We start from the raw sequence: 16,432 nt of genomic DNA on the forward strand, positions 1-16,432 counted from the left end.
TGAAAGGAGCGATTCCTAATGGATTGGGATAAATTTAAGGTCCACGGCGAACCCCTGATATACGGAGCTATGGCAAGTATTGTTCTGGCTACAATCGGGATTATCGTCGGCCTGACCTATTTTAAAAAATGGGGATATTTATGGCGCGAATGGTTGACTACTGTTGACCACAAACGTATTGGGATTATGTATATCCTCGCTGCATTGCTTATGCTTTTCCGCGGCGGCGTTGACGCTATTATGATGAAGCTGCAAACAGCAGCCCCGGACATGAAATTTCTTGACGCACAGCATTACAACGAGGTATTTACAACACACGGCTTGATTATGATCCTTTTTATGGCCATGCCGTTTATTATCGGTCTGATGAATGTTATCGTTCCGCTGCAAATCGGTGCTAGAGACGTTGCCTTCCCGCGTCTGAATGCTGTCAGCTTCTGGCTCTTCTTCTTTGGAGCTATGCTGCTTAACATTTCGTTTGTTATCGGGGGATCGCCAGATGCTGGTTGGTCCGCATATTTCCCGCTAGCAAGTCTAGAGTTCAGTCCAACGGTGGGTAATAACTATTACTCGCTCGCACTACAAATTTCAGGTATTGGTACGCTCCTCACAGGCGTTAACTTTATTGTAACGATTCTGAAAATGCGTGCACCAGGCATGAAGTTGATGAAAATGCCGATGTTTACTTGGTCCGTATTGATCACCAACGTAATTATCGTATTCGCATTCCCTGTGCTTACGGTTGCACTCGCGTTGATGATGTTCGACCGGTTGTTCGGCTCTCAATTCTTTACGATGGCCAATGGCGGTATGGATATGTTATGGGCCAACCTGTTCTGGGTATGGGGTCACCCTGAAGTATATATCGTTGTCTTACCGGCATTCGGTATTTATAGTGAAATTATCGCCACCTTCTCTAAAAAGAACCTGTATGGATATACATCCATGGTATTCAGTATGTTGATCATTTCCCTCTTGTCCTTCCTAGTATGGGCTCACCATTTCTATACAATGGGTCAAGGTGCTATGGTTAACAGCTTCTTCTCGATTACAACCATGGCCATTGCCGTACCAACAGGTGTGAAAATATTTAACTGGCTATTTACCTTACGAAAAGGGCGAATAACCTTTACGACACCTATGCTATACACCCTGGCCTTTATTCCGATCTTTACGATTGGTGGGGTAACAGGTGTCATGCTGGCTATGGCCAGTGCCGATTACCAGTACCATAATACGATGTTCCTGGTTGCCCATTTCCACTACGTTCTTATTCCAGGTGCGGTCTTCGCCGTTATCGCAGGGTTCCATTACTGGTTCCCTAAAGTATTCGGTTTCCGTCTGAATGAACGTCTTGGCAAGCATGCCTTCTGGTGGATTATCATTTCCTTTAACGTATCGTTCTTCCCGCTGTTTATTCTCGGACTTAAGGGTATGACCCGCCGACAATACACCTATTCTGCGGATACCGGATTTGGCCCGCTGAGTATGGTCTCATTCGTAGGTGCGATCGGTCTCGCTATTGGATTTGTAATCCTGGTTTATAACATTTACTGGAGTACTCGTTACGAACCAAGAGATACTGATGGAGATCCGTGGGATGCACGTACTTTGGAATGGGCAACGAAAAGCCCGATTCCAGCTTACAACTTCGCAGTGGTTCCAAATGTAAAAACACGCGATGCTTACTGGTCTGCTAAACAAGATAAAGTACCGCTTTTTGAAGATAAGATTACTAAGATTCATATGCCTAGCAACACAGGAAAACCATTTGTTCTGGGTGTTATCTTCTTCATTGCAGGGTTCTCTCTGGTCTTCAGTCTTTGGATTCCAGCGATCCTCTCTGGAGTAGGTATCCTCATTGTTCTAGCTGCTATGTCCTTTGATCGGGATCACGGATTCTACATCCCAGCAGAAGAAGTTATTGCTACTGAAAAGAAATTGCGGGGTGAGACAGTATGAAAATAGATGCGTCTAAGCCGCTTGAATACTCAACAGAAGAGAATAGTAATAAAATCTTTGGCTTCTGGGTTTTTCTAGGAGCGGAGATTGCACTGTTCGCTACGTTGTTCACTGTTTATTTTGTAATGGTAGACCGTTTTGCCAGCGGCCCTAGCGGGCCGGATCTTTTCGAAATTGGTCCAGTAATGATCGAAACATTGCTGCTGCTGACAAGTTCGTTCACGATTGGTCTTGCAGTTCATGCCATGCGGCATGGTTACCAAAAAGCCATGATGGTCTTTTTCGGACTAACCCTTCTAATGGGTCTCGGCTTCCTTGGTATTGAAATCACGGAGTTTGTCACTTATGTTCACGAAGGGGCTACACTTCAAACCAGTGGTTTCCTATCCAGTCTTTTTGTACTGCTGGGAACACACGGAGCTCACGTATCGTTCGGGTTCCTGTGGGGTGCGGCTATTCTAATCCAGTTGAAGCGTCAAGGTATTAATCCGGCTACGGCCAATAAATCCTTTATCTTCTCGCTGTACTGGCATTTCTTGGACGTTGTCTGGATCTTTATTTTCAGCTTCGTCTATCTGAAAGGACTGATGTAGCATGATGAAGCAATTGTTTCCAATTCGCCATGTGATGGGTTTCTTAGCCTCTCTTGTCCTTTCTGTGGCTGCACTTGCTGTAATCTACCTTGATCTATCCAACACTGCGAACATGGCTATCCTGCTTGTTACAGCCCTCATTCAGGCTTCCTTGCAGCTCTTCCTGTTCATGCATATTGGTGAATCAGCAGATACCAAGAAAGAACTTTACATCAATATCGCCTATGCCTTATTCGTTGGTCTAGTTACGATATTCGGTACGCTCTTCATCTTCGTATGGGGCTGGTATGCTTAATTACAGACACTAATACTCAAAGGGACGTCTCTAAAGCCAAAATGGCTTAGGGACGTCTCTTTTTTTGCGTTTATTTCGGAGGTTAGTTGTAGCGGATGCCCGGAAATGAGCATCTTTTTAGGCAATAGCTGCACGGGACTCCGAAACTTCGCTCAATAGGCGGAAAATGTGCGAATAGCGTCATTTGAGTCCGAAAGCTACGGGGGATGAGGTTGGCTCGGTGCGATCGGACTCAGAGGAGCTTAAAAGCGGGAAACAGCGGCGTTTGGAGTTGTAACGGACCCCAAAGTCGCTATTGGTGTGAAAAACGCCCAAAATGAGCGCCTTTCTAGGCAATAGCTGCACTGGAGTCCGGAACTTCGCTCAATAGGCGAAAAATGTGCGAATAGCGTCATCTGGGTCCGAAAGCTAGCGGGGATAAGGAGGCTCGGCGCGATCGGACTCAGATGACCTTATAAGCGGAAATCAGCGGCTTTTGGAGTTGTAGCGGACCCCAAAGCCGCTATTGGTGTGAAAAACGCCCAAAATGAGCGCCTTTCTAGGCAATAGCTGCAGTGGAGTCCGAAACTTCGCTCAAAAGGCGGAAAATATGCGGATAGCGTCATCTGGTCCGAAAGCTACGGGGGAGATAAGGGGGGGCGGCGCGATCGGACTCAGGGGAGCTTAAAAGCGGGAAACAGCGTCATCAGGGTCCTAAAACTACTGTGGACGAGATTGGCTCGGCGCGATCGGACTCAGATGAGCTTAAAAGCATGAATTAGCGTCTTTTGGAGTTGTAACGGACCCCAAAGCCGCTATTGGTGTGTAAAACGCCCGAAATGAGCACCTTTCTAGGCAATAGTTGCACTGGAGTCCGAAACTTCGCTCAAAAGGCGGAAAATGTGCGAATAGCGGCATCTGGGTCCGAAAGCCGCGGGGGATAAGGGGGCTTGGCGCGATCGGACTCAGTTGAGCTTAAAAGCGGGAAACAGCGTCATTTGGAGTTGTAACGGACCCCAAAGTCGCTATTGGTGTGAAAAACGCCCAAAATGAGCACCTTTCTAGGCAATAGCTGCATGGGACTCCGAAACTTCGCTCAAAAGGCGGAAAATGTGCGAATAGCGTCATCAGGGTCCGAAAGCTACGGGGGAGATAAGGGGGGCGGCGCGATCGGACTCAGGGGAGCTTAAAAGCGGGAAACAGCGTCATCAGGGTCCTAAAACTACTGTGGACGAGATTGGCTCGGCGCGATCGGACGTAATTTTGATTAATAGCAAGGAATAGATAAATCCCGAAGGAAAATCTTGGGGATTTTTTTGTTGACATATAAATCAAACTGTATTAATAATAGTAGTACAGTTAGTACACATCATAATGGATTTAATGCAAGATAGTGGAAGGAGGAAGGTTATGTTCGAACTGGACGTTCGTAGTCGGAAGCCGATTTATGAGCAGCTGACCGATAAGGTTAAGGAGATGATTCTGCATGGTATTTTGCAGACGGATGAACAGCTACCTTCTGTAAGGACGTTATCCCAGCAGCTAACCGTGAATCCCAATACCATTCAGAAGGCTTACCGTGAATTGGAACGTGAGGGGTATATCTATTCATTACAGGGGAAAGGAAGTTTTGTAGCCCCGATGAAAAAAGAACAAAATGCGATCAAAAAAGCGGAAGTCCGGAACGAGTTGCTGAGGCTGATGGCGGAGGCGGTATACCTTGGGTTCACCGCAGCTGAGATTAGTTCTTTGTACCAACAAGTGGAGAAGCAAAGAGAAGGAGGGAAGAGTGATGATTGAGATTCGGGGAGTCAGCAAGTTATTTCAAGGCGAGAAGGCAGTCGACGATATCTCTTTAACGGTACATAAGGGAACAATTTATGGGCTGCTCGGCTCTAATGGCGCGGGCAAAACAACGCTGCTCAAAACATTGGCGGGCATCTACTCTCCAGATAAGGGGACCGTGCGGGTGGATGGTGAAGCGGTATTCGAACACCCGACGACTAAGCAACGGGTTATTTTTATGCCGGATGCTCCTTACTTTTTCCCACAATCCACCATGCTGCAAATGGCGGCCTTCTATCGCTCGATTTATCCGAGCTGGAATCAGAAGCGTTTTGAAGATTTGGGAACCGTATTTCAGCTCGATAAAAAACGCAAACTCAGTCGTTTCTCCAAAGGGATGCAGCGGCAAGCGTCATTTTGGTTATGTTTAAGCTGTATGCCGGATGTGCTGATTATGGATGAACCGATTGACGGATTAGATCCGGTGATGCGGCGTCAGATCAAAAACCTGCTATTTCAGGAGGTTGCTGAACGCGAGTTGACGGTAATCATTTCTTCCCATAACCTTCGTGAGATTGAAGATCTGTGCGATCATGTCGGGATTATGCATGGTGGGAAGATGTTGATTGAGAAGGATCTGGATGATCTTAAGGCGGATACACATAAGATTCAAGTGGCGTTTCGGGATGAACGGCATGAGATTCCGTTAGCTGCCAAGCTACAAGTTCTGCATCAAGAGCGCCGGGGAAGTGTGAACCTATATATTGTAAAAGGGGATCGTGAACGGATCAAAGCGGCTTTTCAGGTGTACGAGCCATACGTATTCGATTTGCTTCCATTAACGTTAGAAGAGATCTTTATTTATGAAATGGGGGATGTCGGATATGACGCGCAGCCATTACTACTTTAATAGCAGTATTTTTCGCCAGAACTTCCGCCAGCATGGCTGGATAGGGATTATATATGCACTCGGCTTATTATTCGCACTTCCATTGCAGCTCTTCATGAGCAACAATCCGGATGCAAAACCGCAGGAAATTGATCATTTATTTCGCATAGCTGGTAGTGTGCAAGCCTTGTTTATCATTACGATCCCAGTTGCCGCAGGACTATTCTTATTCCGATACCTTCAGGCAAAATCACCCGCAGATCTTTGGCATAGCCTGCCTTTACGCAGAGAGCATATATTTACAGCTCATCTGACAAGTGGACTTATTTTACTGTTGCTGCCTGTTTGGTTAACTGCTGGGGTGGTTGCTGTTGTAAAGCCATGGAGTGGGAATTTTTATATTTTTCAAGGCGCAGATATTTGGCAATGGTGTATCACAGTTAGTATTCTGACTTTGTTCCTCTTCTGTTTTAGTGTTTTTGTGGGAATATGTACAGGCCAATCTATTCTTCAGGGAATTATCATTTATATTTTGCTTATTCTTCCTGTTGTACTGATCTCATTAATCAATAGCCATTTCGCCATGTATCTTTATGGTTATGCAAATGCAAATGTAAACTTCCGTGATTCTAGTTTGCAGATGTGGTCTCCGTTTGTTCATATCGTGTATTATTTTACCGGCAAACCCTTCACTAATACAGAATTATGGATTTATGGGGTATTGGCACTTCTATTTATTGGGTTGTCCTATCTGTTATACCGTAAACGTAATACGGAAAAAGCGGGTCAGGCTATTGCTTTTGGATATTTCAATCCACTGTTTAAAGCAGGGGTTATGTTATGTGCCATGCTTATTGCTGGTAATTATTTTGCGCAAATGAAGCAACAGCAAATGGGCTGGGTGATTAGTGGATATGCCATCGGAGCTATTATTGGTTATGTTGCCGCAGAGATGATTATTCGGAAAACATGGCAGATTATGACGCGTAAAATGGTAGCTGAGTTTGCAGTTTATGCGGTAATGATAGGGTTACTTCTGTATATCCCGGTATCAAGTGTTACGGGGTATGAAGCCAGAGTGCCTTCCGGTGATAAGATTAGCAGTGTTTATATGGGAACTAACTACCAGATGTATACACGAATAGATGATTTGTACACTACCCCCTTTATGGGTCAGGACCCTTTTTCCAGTGATGAAGATTATATAGAGGCTGTCCGTAAACTTCATCAAGCGGTAGTTGCGGTACGTCCAGATCATACGTCAGAACAATATGTTTATGGATATTTTACTCTGGCTTATCAATTGGAGAATGGTCACAAATTAGTGAGGGAATACTGGATCCCTAATAAGGGGTTTGAATCAGAGCTCAAGGCGGTTAAGGATACCGAAGCTTACAAGTATGAAAAGTATAATTTAGCTCTCTTAGAGAAAGAAATGGATATCATGTGGATTACTAATAGGAATAAAAGAGTTGCCATCTCTGATCCCGGGGAAATTTTAGAGCTAAAGGAGATTATCAAACGCGAAATTTTGAATATGTCCTACGAAGTACAGATAGATAAGGATGGAATACCTGATGTGGCTAATATCCAAACAGAGGTAAAGGCAAAAGAGGACAGCAATCAAGTTTCTTCAAGTTATGGTTATAATTATCCATGGAAATCTTCTTTCCATGAGCTTGAAAAGTGGATGAATGAAAAAGGTTATGCCGATAAAATACGAATAACAGCTGAAGATATCCAATCGGCAGAGATTATAAAAGATGATTATATGGACGAGCAAACACCTAAGAACCCTACTAGTCCTGAACAAAGAGTAGCGCTTGCACGCGAAAAGAATCGTACGGCTGTTACGAAGGATAAGACATTATTAACAGATATTTTGGACCATCATTTCCATTATGGTGTTGAGAATGGCAACTACATTGTGAAGTTGATGTACAAAGAGGGTTATAGCGATTTCGTAATGTTAAAAGAATCGGATATGACGCCTGAATTGAAAGCATTGCTGAAATAAGTTAAGAATAAGTTTAGAATAAGGTAAGTAAAAGATTACAGATAAAAGACTACTGGTTTACATAAACTGGATAGTTGGATTATGCTTTTGGAGATACGATAAGGATGAAATGGAACTTTCAGGTCAGCCTCTGAACCAGTATATTCATTTCCGGTAAAATAACATCGCTGTATTAACTGGTAAGGAGTTTTGTATTTAGGTGAAGTCCGACCATGGACGATAGAGTCCATGGTCTTTTTTGCATAGTAAGAGGTAATACATGGATGTGTGATTGCTGTAATGCCTCTGGAATCTGCTTCGAAGAGATCCTTTACTGTAGAATAATATAAATAGGAAAAATTGAGGTGAAAATATAATGTTAAGCAATACAGCGGAAGTGTCGTTAAGTAAATTTATGACTAAGCTGCTTCGGCATACCCCGGAGCAATATGGTCTTATTTTGGATGCAGAGGATGGTTCCTGTAGGTTGGATGATTTACTGTTTGTTATTGTAAGCACTCCTAGATGGTCAGAGGTGACTGTGGGAGATATTCGGCAAGTGGTCGCAGGTTGCGACAAGCAACGATTGGAAATCGTTGATGACCGGATCAAAGCCCGGTACGGGCATAGCCATACAAAAATCACTTATGGGCCGGGGACTCCGCCTGCTATACTTTTTCACGGAACTCATTCTGGTGTGCTTTCTGTGATTTTGGAGGAGGGGCTCCAATCGATGGGACGGCAGTATGTTCATTTGTCTGAGGGGACTCATTTTGCCAGTTTAGCCGGAAGTCGCAGAGGGAAATTGATATTGTTAACCGTTGATACGATTAGAGCGGGTCAAATGGGTGTAACCTTTTATAAGGCGGGTAATAAGGTATGGTTGGCAGGTCATATACCGCCTTCCTGTCTTAAGGTGTACCCCGTAAGTTGAACTAGATCGACGTTTGGTCAGGAGGCATAATAACATGGATGAAATTCCAGATCACTTAGATCACGGATTACAGATTGTATTTATTGGATTCAATCCTAGTATCCGTTCTGGCGAGGTAGGACATCATTACGCGAATCCGCGGAATAATTTCTGGAGAATATTACATCAGTCTGGACTTACTCCCCGGTTGTATGATGCGTCTGAGGATGGGGACTTGCTTAAGCTGGGCTATGGGTTTACAAATATTGTTGCCCGTCCCACACGGGGAATCGACGATATTACTCGTGAAGAATACCAGGAGGGTCGGGAAATGCTTCGCTCCAAGCTGGAGAAATATCGGCCTCAAGTCGCCTGTTTTGTAGGTAAGGGTGTGTATACAGAGTTTAGCCGCAGAACAAAAGCTAACTGGGGATTTCAAGGGGACGTGCCTCCAAAGGTAGATGGTGTCCGTGAATTTGTTGCACCCTCTTCTAGCGGATTAGTTAGAATGCCGATGGAAGAGATAGTTGGGATTTATCGCAGATTAGCCGAGTTTACGCAAGAGAACGATGGGTGATTGATGTATTCGGAGGTAGGGTGTTAAAGGACACAGGAGTCGCTAAAAGTAACAAGTCACTCTAATTTGTGTGCTATCGGACTCCAATGCAGCTATTGGGTGGAAATTGACTGATTATGAGTCCATTTTGGGTAGATAGCGTCTTTGGAGTCCGAAAACACCACTAAATAGACGCAAATCCACGAATAACGGCGCCTGAGTCCGTAAGGATAAAGGCTGGAGAGTTCGCTGTGAATCACTGTGGATCGCTGTGGATCTCTGTAGATCCCGCAGATCCTGCAGATCCCGCAGATCTCCGTAGATCGCAACTGTTCCAACCAGCAGCAGAGTGTAGGTTAGAAAGACTGAGCAGTAATGCGCAAATGGAGCTAAAGGACACAGGAGTCGCTAAAAGTAACAAATCACACTAATCTGCGAGCTATCGGACTCCAATGCAGCTATCGGACTCCAATGCAGCTATTGGGTGGAAATAGACTGAATATGAGTCCATTTTGGGTAGATAGCGTCTCTGGAGTCCGAAAACACCACTAAATGGCCGAAAATCCACGAATAACGGCGCCTGAGTCCGTAAGGATAAAGGCTGGAGAGTTCGCTGTGAATCACTGTGGATCGCTGTGGATCGCTGTGGATCGCTGTGGATCGCTGTGGATCGCTGTGGATCGCTGTGGATCGCTTTAGATCCCGCAGAACCCGCAGATCCCGTAGATCGTAACTCTTCCAACCAGCAGCAGAGTGTAGGTTAGAAAGACTGAGCAGTAACGCTGCAAATGGAGCTAAAGGACACAGGAGTCGCTAAAAGTAACAAGTCACTCTAATTTGTGTGCTATCGGACTCCAATGCAGCTATTGGGTGGAAATTGACTGATTATGAGTCCATTTTGGGTAGATAGCGTCTTTGGAGTCCGAAAACACCACTAAATGGCCGCAAATCCACGAATAACGGCGCCTGAGTCCGTAAGGATAAAGGCTGGAGAGTTCGCTGTAGATCTCTGTAGATCTCTGTGGATCTCTGTAGATCCCGCAGATCCCGCAGATCCCGCAAGCTCTGGCAAACTCTCGCATCTTAGCTATCTCTCGCTACTCTAGAATACCCTCAAACATAAAAGGAGCCAGATTCCATATCGGAATCTGGCTCCTTTTATAACTTCAAAGGGCAGTCTCAGTATATGAGACATGCCCTTAGTCCCTAATACATTAGGTCTCAATCAGCAGCAGAATGATAGAGGATAAGGATAGGCAAACACTAATCAGGCAAAGCACGGCAACGACCTGCTTCTGGTTCAGGCCTGCCCGAAGCAGGCGGTAATGAGCCTGGGTGGCATCGGCTTGATAAATGGACTTGCCTTGGATGAAACGTTTGACTACGACAAAAATGTTGTCGAAGATCGGTACGCCCAGCGCCAGAATCGGAATGAACAGCGACAGGACGGTGGCTTGCTTGAACGCTCCGTCGAGTGCAATTACCGCTAGGATGAAGCCGAGAAAGGTTGCCCCGGCGTCGCCCATAAAGATTTTGGCGGGCGGCTTATTGTAGCGCAGATAAGCAAGCGTAACGCCAATCAGTGAAATTGCCATAATGGCAGATGAGGATTGCCCCTTTGCCAGTGCGACAACAAATAACGTAATCGCCGAAATGGCCGTCAAGGCACCAGCCAGACCGTCCATGCCATCCGAGAAATTAATAACTGTGGTTACACCGAAGATCCAGATAATCGTCAGCAGAAACGATAGAATGACAGGCAAAACGATATAATCGCCTGAGAATGGATTGTAGAATCCGGTAAAGGCATTGCCAGAAACATAAACCAGGATCGCTGCGCTAACTTGTACAATTAACTTGGGCAGAGCTGGGAAATCTTTGCCTTTCGTTTTGTACCAATCATCCACCGTGCCTATGGTCAGCAACAGTACGCCACCTACAAATAATGCGACAGTCTCCATGGAGAAATCACGCGCGAACACCAGATAAGTGATAAAAAATCCGATGAATATGGCGTAGCTGGCCGTTAGCGGAATGGGCTCTCTATGAATTTTACGCTCAACGTCCTGCCGAGGCTTGTCCACAAAATCAAGCCGAAAAGCAAGCTTGCCGAGCGGCGGAATTAGAAAGTAGACGATAAGAAATGACATTAGAAATGATAAAACGTATAAAATGACGCTCACCACCGTTTTCTTTTTAAAATACCACAGATCGATTAAATCTACCTTAAAAAAGTAAAAATTTGTCGTGAGGGGTGTTAAGTTGACTTGCCAGCAACGCTGTAGTACCTTGTTGAGAAAAGCCTTTGGGGGATATTTATGAAATACGATGTTATTTTATTTGATGCCGACGATACGTTGTTTGATTATGGAATGGCAGAAAGTCACGCGTTGTCTAATGCCTTTCTACACTTTGGGATGCCCACAGGTGCAGCAGATTATGCTGCCAGTTATCAAGAGATTAACCACGCATTGTGGAGGGATTTAGAACAAGGAAGGATTTCATCTGCGGCGCTGCGGGTAGAGCGGTTTAATCGGTTGTTTGCTGCACATGCGCTTGAGCTTGATCCTGAAACATTCAGTGAGGCCTATCTACGTTTCTTAGGCGAAGGAACCTTTCTGATGCAGGGAGCAATGGAGCTATGCGGAGAGCTTGCAGATTGCCGCCTGGCGATTATCACGAATGGAATCAAGGATGTGCAAACTTCCAGAATCCAAGGCTCACTGCTGAGTGATACATTTGAGCAGATCATTATCTCAGAGGAGGCAGGATGTCAGAAGCCAGAGACGGGGATTTTTGATTATGCTTTTGCCAAATTGGGGATTGAGGATAAGGAAAAAGTATTGATTGTGGGTGACTCCTTAACCTCTGATATTCAAGGCGGAATTAATTATGGGATTGATACCTGCTGGTTTAACCCGCTAGGGAAGATTAATGAGTCCGGCGTTCAGCCAAAATACGAAATCCGAAACCTGTCGGAGCTACTAGATATTGTAGGGAAAGCTACTAACCTTCAATAAAAAAATAAGGTGTGAGCGCATAAGCGGCTCACACCTTTTATTTAGTAACCTGAAGAGGTTTATTGCCGAGTATCCAGCGGCTTCAGATAAGCCTCGATTTGCTGGCGTTTCGATTCCAGAAATGGCGGCAGCGCAAGGGATTCACCTAAACTTTCCATAGGCTCATCTGTAGCAAAGCCTGGTCCGTCTGTAGCTAACTCAAAAAGGATGCCGTTAGGCTCGCGGAAATAGAGGGAACGGAAGTAGAAGCGGTCGACGAAACCGGAATTAGGAAGCTGTGCCTGGCGGATGTGTTCGATCCATTGCTTCAATTCGTCTTCATTATCTACGCGGAATGCGACGTGATGTACCCCGCCACGTCCCAAATGCTCTTGCTCCAGATCATTGCGTTCCTCCAGATGAACCTCGGCACCTGAACCGCCTTCACCAGTCTCAAATACGAGCACATCTGGCTGGCCGTCAACTGTTGAAGGGTAGGTTCCTATACGGCGGAAGCCAAGCAACTGCTCTAGCACTACCGCTGTATGTTCTGCACTTTCTACTGTGAGATGTGCGGGTCCTAAGCCTACGATGCCATATTGGGCAGGTACTGGGCTTTTAGCCCAAGGAGTACCGCCGGCAACACCGTTATCATTTTCGTCGGATACGAGAATGAAACGTTGGCTCTCGTGATCGCGGAAGGATAAAGTCTGGCGTCCACCAAGTTCCTGTATCGTCCCATGCTCCACGTTAAGCTCTGTGAAGCGTTGCTCCCAGTAGGCAAGTGCGGCATCGCTTGGCACTCGAAGGGAGAGCGCGGAGATGCTGTTATTGCCCTCTCGGTTGCGACCTGCCATCGGAAGCTCGAAAAAGGTTAATTCGGTTCCGGGATTCCCCTTCTCATCTCCATAGAATAAATGGTACACTGAAATATCATCCTGATTTACTGTTTTTTTAATGAGACGCAGTCCGAGTACCTCTGTATAGAACTTAAAGTTCTCCTGTGCTTTGCCTGTAATAGCTGAGACATGGTGAAGTCCTTTTAACGTTAAACTCATGGTAGTTACCTCCTTGTAAATGCTTTGGGTTTGTGGATTATTTTAATTTATTTTTAATATATCGATAGAATCTTTGGTGAATATTATTAAGTTACTATAATTTTAAAAGTAATAAGAAACTTTTGCAAGTGGATATTAATGTTTCATGAAATTTAATTCATACATAAGGAGAGAGTATAGTGCACACAACAACAAGCTTGATGAAACAATTACAGGAGTTAGGGATTGATCCACGGGGGACCATTCTAGTTCATTCCTCGTTAAAAAGTGTTGGCGAAGTAGAAGGAGGCGCGAACACGGTGCTGGATGCACTCAGTGAATATATGAAGGATGGGCTGCTTGTTTTGCCAACGCATACATGGGCTTATATTAATGCGGATAATCCGCGCTTCTCTGTTCAAGATTCCCCATCTTGTGTAGGGATATTACCGGAGCTGTTCAGAAAACGTCCAGGTGTTGTTCGCTCTTGGCATCCGACTCACTCTGTAGCGGCTTTGGGTGTTGATGCTGAGGCATTTACTGCAGGGGATGAACGTTGGGATACGCCATGCGCCCGTGGTTCAGTGTGGGGCAAGCTGCTTGATCGGAAGGCGGAAATTGTACTGCTGGGTGTCGATCTGCGGCGGAATACGTTCATTCACGGTATTGAAGAGTGGGTGGATATTCCGGGCAGAATGACGGATAGTCATGAGGAATTATATACGGTGACGCCGGCTGGCGATGAAATCATGGTGCCTTCTCGCAGACATTGTGGTCTCTCTTGGTCGGAGCATTTTTGGAAAGTGGAACGCGAGCTTGAGGAAGGCGGTGCCATGCGTAAGGGGAATTTCGGGGATGCGCTAGTTAGAGTGTGTGGAACAGTAGAAACGACGGATATTTTAAGCCAGATGCTAAAAGAGAATCCTGATCTTTTCTCCGATAATGAACCGCTACATGGTGAGTCCAAACCAGATCCGCTTCCAAAGACCAGACGTGAACAACCGTAGGTGGGAGAGGCTAAACCATTTTTTCAGCACGCACAATCTGGAAGCCGCTATCAATGTATGGTATATTAATCTCACTAAAACATAGTAAGGAGATTGGAAATGGAAAAAACATTGGTCTTTGGACACAAAAATCCGGACACGGATACTATTTGTTCGGCAATTGCTTATGCAGCACTCAAAAAAGAATTAGGCTGGGATGCTGAGCCAGTTCGTCTGGGAGACGTTAGTGGTGAAACGCAATTTGCGCTTGATCATTTCGGAGTAGAGGCTCCTCGTCTGGTAGAGAACGTAGCTGGAGAAGCTAATCAGGTTATTCTTGTTGACCATAATGAACGCCAACAAAGTGCGAATGACATTGATCGAGTGCGTGTAATTGAAGTTATCGACCATCACCGGATCGCTAATTTTGAGACTGCACATCCGTTATACTACCGTGCTGAGCCAGTAGGCTGTACTGCTACTATTCTTAACAAAATGTATAAAGAAAACGGTGTAGCTATCCCTAAAGACATCGCCGGATTGATGTTGTCTGCAATCATTTCTGATTCCTTGCTGTTTAAATCTCCAACCTGCACCGCTGAAGATGTAGCTGCAGCACGCGAATTGGCTGAAATCGCTGGTGTAAATGCAGAAAGCTACGGCCTTGATATGCTGAAGGCTGGTGCTGATCTTAGCGACAAGAGTATCGCTCAACTGATCTCCTTGGATGCTAAGGAATTCAAAATGGGTGAATACAAAGTAGAAATCGCCCAAGTGAACGCGGTCGACGTTAATGATGTACTCTCCAAGCAGGCTGAACTGGAAACTGCACTGACTTCCATTATTGCTGAAAAAGAATTGGATCTGTTCCTGTTCGTAGTTACTGATATCCTCAACAACGATTCGGTGGGTCTGGCTCTGGGCCGTGTTGCAGGTGCAGTAGAACAGGCGTACAACGTGAAGCTTGATGACAATAAAGCACTTCTTAAGGGTGTAGTATCCCGTAAATCGCAAATCGTACCGGTACTTACAGAGACAATTGCTAAACTGTAAAGCATTTTGACAGTTGCGTTGTATTTTGTACAATAGAAATTATGTCTTGAGAGTAGATTGGATAAAAAGAGCTCATGCCCCATCAGTAGTTAAGATGGTGACATGAGTTCTTTTTGTTTTACGGCGTATTCTGCTACAATATTTTGGGAGGGGATCCAACAGATCCTCTTCTAATTGCATGAACTTTGAACCAGCATGAGGAATATGACAAAGGGATAGGGGATATTGGAAATGGAATTGTTTGCAGCATTGGAACGGGACGACTACGAGGAATTATTATTTTGTCAGGATAAGGCATCGGGATTAAAGGCGATCATCGCGATTCATGACACGACACTGGGACCAGCACTGGGTGGAACACGGATGTGGACCTACGCTACGGAAGAGGAAGCTATTGTTGATGCGCTTCGATTAGCAAAAGGGATGACCTATAAAAATGCAGTATCCGGCCTGAATTTGGGTGGTGGGAAAACAGTAATCATTGGAGATCCCAAGAAGGATAAAAATGAAGCCATGTTCCGTGCTTTCGGAAGATACATACAAGGTTTAAATGGACGGTACATAACTGCTGAAGATGTAGGGACTACGGAAGAGGACATGAACATTATTTATCAAGAGACAGATTATGTTACTGGCACCTCACCTACGTACGGTTCTTCGGGCAATCCGTCACCAGCAACGGCTTACGGTGTTTACCAAGGAATGAAGGCAGCCGCTAAAGCCGCCTTTGGCAGTGATTCGCTTGAAGGGAAGACAGTAGCTGTTCAAGGCGTGGGGAACGTGGCCTTTACACTGTGCAAACATCTTCATGAAGAAGGAGCACAGCTTATCGTAACGGACATCCATAAACCAGCCGTTCAACGTGCAGTAGAGGCCTATGGCGCCAAGGCTGTAGATCCAGGCGATATCATCAGTGTAGATTGTGATATTTATGCTCCTTGCGCTCTTGGAGCGACAATTAACGATGAATCCTTACGGGTAATCAAGGCGAAAGTGATTGCAGGAGCTGCTAATAATCAGCTGAAGGATTCCTCGGATGGTGATGCACTTCATGAGATGGGGATTGTATATGCTCCAGATTACGTGATTAATGCAGGTGGCGTCATTAATATTGCGGACGAGTTGAACGGCTATAATAAGGAACGTGCCTTTAAGCAGGTGGCGAAGATTTACGATAATATTACCCGCGTAATGGAAATTTCCCGTTTGAACGGAATACCTACTTATGCCGCTGCGAACCAGCTTGCAGAGGACCGGATAGCGCTATTAAGAAATAGCCGCAGCACCTTCCTGCGTAATGGTCAACATGCACTTAGCAGAAGATCGCTGCGGGGATAAGCTGTAAAAAAACTCGGCAAGCTCCATCCGATTACAACTTCGGAGGGACTG

The 16,432-nt window shown here is 45.3% G+C and carries 15 protein-coding genes; 13 read left to right on the forward strand and 2 right to left on the reverse strand.

What is annotated here, in order from left to right; genetic code table 11:
- The first annotated feature begins 18 nt into the window (after positions 1-18).
- The 9 genes from qoxB to NSQ50_RS04495 all read left to right on the forward strand — a co-directional run bounded on the left by qoxB (position 19) and on the right by NSQ50_RS04495 (position 9,667).
- Entirely contained in the window at positions 19-1,962 is a 1,944-nt protein-coding gene (gene qoxB / locus NSQ50_RS04455; protein WP_076129582.1) for a cytochrome aa3 quinol oxidase subunit I, read from the forward strand.
- Positions 1,959-2,555 carry a cytochrome aa3 quinol oxidase subunit III gene (gene qoxC / locus NSQ50_RS04460; protein ID WP_042124373.1) on the forward strand — a complete coding sequence of 199 codons (597 nt, stop codon included), beginning with the start codon at positions 1,959-1,961 and terminating at the stop codon, positions 2,553-2,555. Before qoxB ends, qoxC begins: the two co-directional genes overlap by 4 nt.
- 4 nt (positions 2,556-2,559) lie before the next feature.
- On the forward strand, positions 2,560-2,850 hold the full coding sequence (qoxD, locus tag NSQ50_RS04465) for a cytochrome aa3 quinol oxidase subunit IV (RefSeq protein ID WP_036680878.1): 291 nt from the start codon (positions 2,560-2,562) through the stop codon (positions 2,848-2,850).
- A 1,389-nt stretch (positions 2,851-4,239) separates the two neighbouring features.
- Positions 4,240-4,629, forward strand: coding sequence for a GntR family transcriptional regulator (locus NSQ50_RS04470; RefSeq protein WP_036680827.1), 390 nt, complete (start codon positions 4,240-4,242; stop codon positions 4,627-4,629).
- Positions 4,622-5,524: an ABC transporter ATP-binding protein gene (locus tag NSQ50_RS04475; protein WP_036680830.1), complete on the forward strand. Its 903-nt coding sequence runs from the start codon at positions 4,622-4,624 to the stop codon at positions 5,522-5,524. The genes NSQ50_RS04470 and NSQ50_RS04475 overlap by 8 nt, the downstream gene beginning before the upstream one ends.
- Positions 5,490-7,520 (forward strand): hypothetical protein, encoded by a 2,031-nt coding sequence (locus tag NSQ50_RS04480; RefSeq protein WP_143760551.1) that lies wholly within the window; start codon positions 5,490-5,492, stop codon positions 7,518-7,520. The genes NSQ50_RS04475 and NSQ50_RS04480 overlap by 35 nt, the downstream gene beginning before the upstream one ends.
- A gap of 355 nt (positions 7,521-7,875) precedes the next feature.
- The gene (locus NSQ50_RS04485; RefSeq protein ID WP_076147319.1) at positions 7,876-8,433 is read left to right on the forward strand and encodes an RNA 2'-phosphotransferase; all 558 of its coding nucleotides are present in this window, start codon (positions 7,876-7,878) and stop codon (positions 8,431-8,433) included.
- Between the two features lie 34 nt (positions 8,434-8,467).
- Entirely contained in the window at positions 8,468-8,989 is a 522-nt protein-coding gene (locus tag NSQ50_RS04490) for a mismatch-specific DNA-glycosylase (protein WP_076129577.1), read from the forward strand.
- 531 nt (positions 8,990-9,520) lie between these two features.
- Positions 9,521-9,667 carry a hypothetical protein gene (locus NSQ50_RS04495; RefSeq protein WP_340949294.1) on the forward strand — a complete coding sequence of 49 codons (147 nt, stop codon included), beginning with the start codon at positions 9,521-9,523 and terminating at the stop codon, positions 9,665-9,667.
- A 515-nt stretch (positions 9,668-10,182) separates the two neighbouring features.
- Here NSQ50_RS04495 and NSQ50_RS04500 read toward each other — a convergent pair.
- Positions 10,183-11,118: an MraY family glycosyltransferase gene (locus NSQ50_RS04500; RefSeq protein WP_076129282.1), complete on the reverse strand. Its 936-nt coding sequence runs from the start codon at positions 11,116-11,118 to the stop codon at positions 10,183-10,185.
- A gap of 168 nt (positions 11,119-11,286) precedes the next feature.
- Between NSQ50_RS04500 and NSQ50_RS04505 the strand changes: the two genes are divergently transcribed.
- Complete coding sequence (locus tag NSQ50_RS04505) at positions 11,287-11,988, forward strand: YjjG family noncanonical pyrimidine nucleotidase (protein WP_076147154.1); 702 nt, start codon at positions 11,287-11,289, stop codon at positions 11,986-11,988.
- Between the two features lie 59 nt (positions 11,989-12,047).
- Here the strand turns inward: NSQ50_RS04505 and NSQ50_RS04510 are convergent, their stop codons facing one another.
- Positions 12,048-13,025, reverse strand: coding sequence for a ring-cleaving dioxygenase (locus tag NSQ50_RS04510; RefSeq protein ID WP_076147152.1), 978 nt, complete (start codon positions 13,023-13,025; stop codon positions 12,048-12,050).
- A 179-nt stretch (positions 13,026-13,204) separates the two neighbouring features.
- Between NSQ50_RS04510 and NSQ50_RS04515 the strand changes: the two genes are divergently transcribed.
- The 3 genes from NSQ50_RS04515 (at position 13,205) to NSQ50_RS04525 (ending at position 16,381) form a co-directional block, all read left to right on the forward strand.
- Positions 13,205-14,011, forward strand: a complete 807-nt coding sequence (locus NSQ50_RS04515; protein ID WP_076147149.1) for an AAC(3) family N-acetyltransferase — start codon at positions 13,205-13,207, stop codon at positions 14,009-14,011.
- A 99-nt stretch (positions 14,012-14,110) separates the two neighbouring features.
- Positions 14,111-15,043, forward strand: coding sequence for a manganese-dependent inorganic pyrophosphatase (locus NSQ50_RS04520; protein ID WP_076129278.1), 933 nt, complete (start codon positions 14,111-14,113; stop codon positions 15,041-15,043).
- Positions 15,044-15,274: 231 nt separating this feature from the next.
- Complete coding sequence (locus tag NSQ50_RS04525; protein ID WP_076147147.1) at positions 15,275-16,381, forward strand: Glu/Leu/Phe/Val family dehydrogenase; 1,107 nt, start codon at positions 15,275-15,277, stop codon at positions 16,379-16,381.
- Positions 16,382-16,432: the final 51 nt, after the last annotated feature.

Source organism: Paenibacillus sp. FSL R10-2788 (assembly GCF_038003885.1).
GTDB lineage: Bacteria > Bacillota > Bacilli > Paenibacillales > Paenibacillaceae > Paenibacillus_AQ > Paenibacillus_AQ odorifer.

Bases quoted from the DNA above. Each gene is read 5' to 3' on its own strand.
- qoxB (WP_076129582.1), top strand. From the start codon at position 19: ATGGATTGGGATAAATTTAAGGTCCACGGCGAACCCCTGATATACGGA.
- qoxC (WP_042124373.1), top strand. From the start codon at position 1,959: ATGAAAATAGATGCGTCTAAGCCGCTTGAATACTCAACAGAAGAGAAT.
- qoxD (WP_036680878.1), top strand. From the start codon at position 2,560: ATGAAGCAATTGTTTCCAATTCGCCATGTGATGGGTTTCTTAGCCTCT.
- NSQ50_RS04470 (WP_036680827.1), top strand. From the start codon at position 4,240: ATGTTCGAACTGGACGTTCGTAGTCGGAAGCCGATTTATGAGCAGCTG.
- NSQ50_RS04475 (WP_036680830.1), top strand. From the start codon at position 4,622: ATGATTGAGATTCGGGGAGTCAGCAAGTTATTTCAAGGCGAGAAGGCA.
- NSQ50_RS04480 (WP_143760551.1), top strand. From the start codon at position 5,490: ATGTCGGATATGACGCGCAGCCATTACTACTTTAATAGCAGTATTTTT.
- NSQ50_RS04485 (WP_076147319.1), top strand. From the start codon at position 7,876: ATGTTAAGCAATACAGCGGAAGTGTCGTTAAGTAAATTTATGACTAAG.
- NSQ50_RS04490 (WP_076129577.1), top strand. From the start codon at position 8,468: ATGGATGAAATTCCAGATCACTTAGATCACGGATTACAGATTGTATTT.
- NSQ50_RS04495 (WP_340949294.1), top strand. From the start codon at position 9,521: ATGGCCGAAAATCCACGAATAACGGCGCCTGAGTCCGTAAGGATAAAG.
- NSQ50_RS04500 (WP_076129282.1), bottom strand. From the start codon at position 11,118: ATGTCATTTCTTATCGTCTACTTTCTAATTCCGCCGCTCGGCAAGCTT.
- NSQ50_RS04505 (WP_076147154.1), top strand. From the start codon at position 11,287: ATGAAATACGATGTTATTTTATTTGATGCCGACGATACGTTGTTTGAT.
- NSQ50_RS04510 (WP_076147152.1), bottom strand. From the start codon at position 13,025: ATGAGTTTAACGTTAAAAGGACTTCACCATGTCTCAGCTATTACAGGC.
- NSQ50_RS04520 (WP_076129278.1), top strand. From the start codon at position 14,111: ATGGAAAAAACATTGGTCTTTGGACACAAAAATCCGGACACGGATACT.
- NSQ50_RS04525 (WP_076147147.1), top strand. From the start codon at position 15,275: ATGGAATTGTTTGCAGCATTGGAACGGGACGACTACGAGGAATTATTA.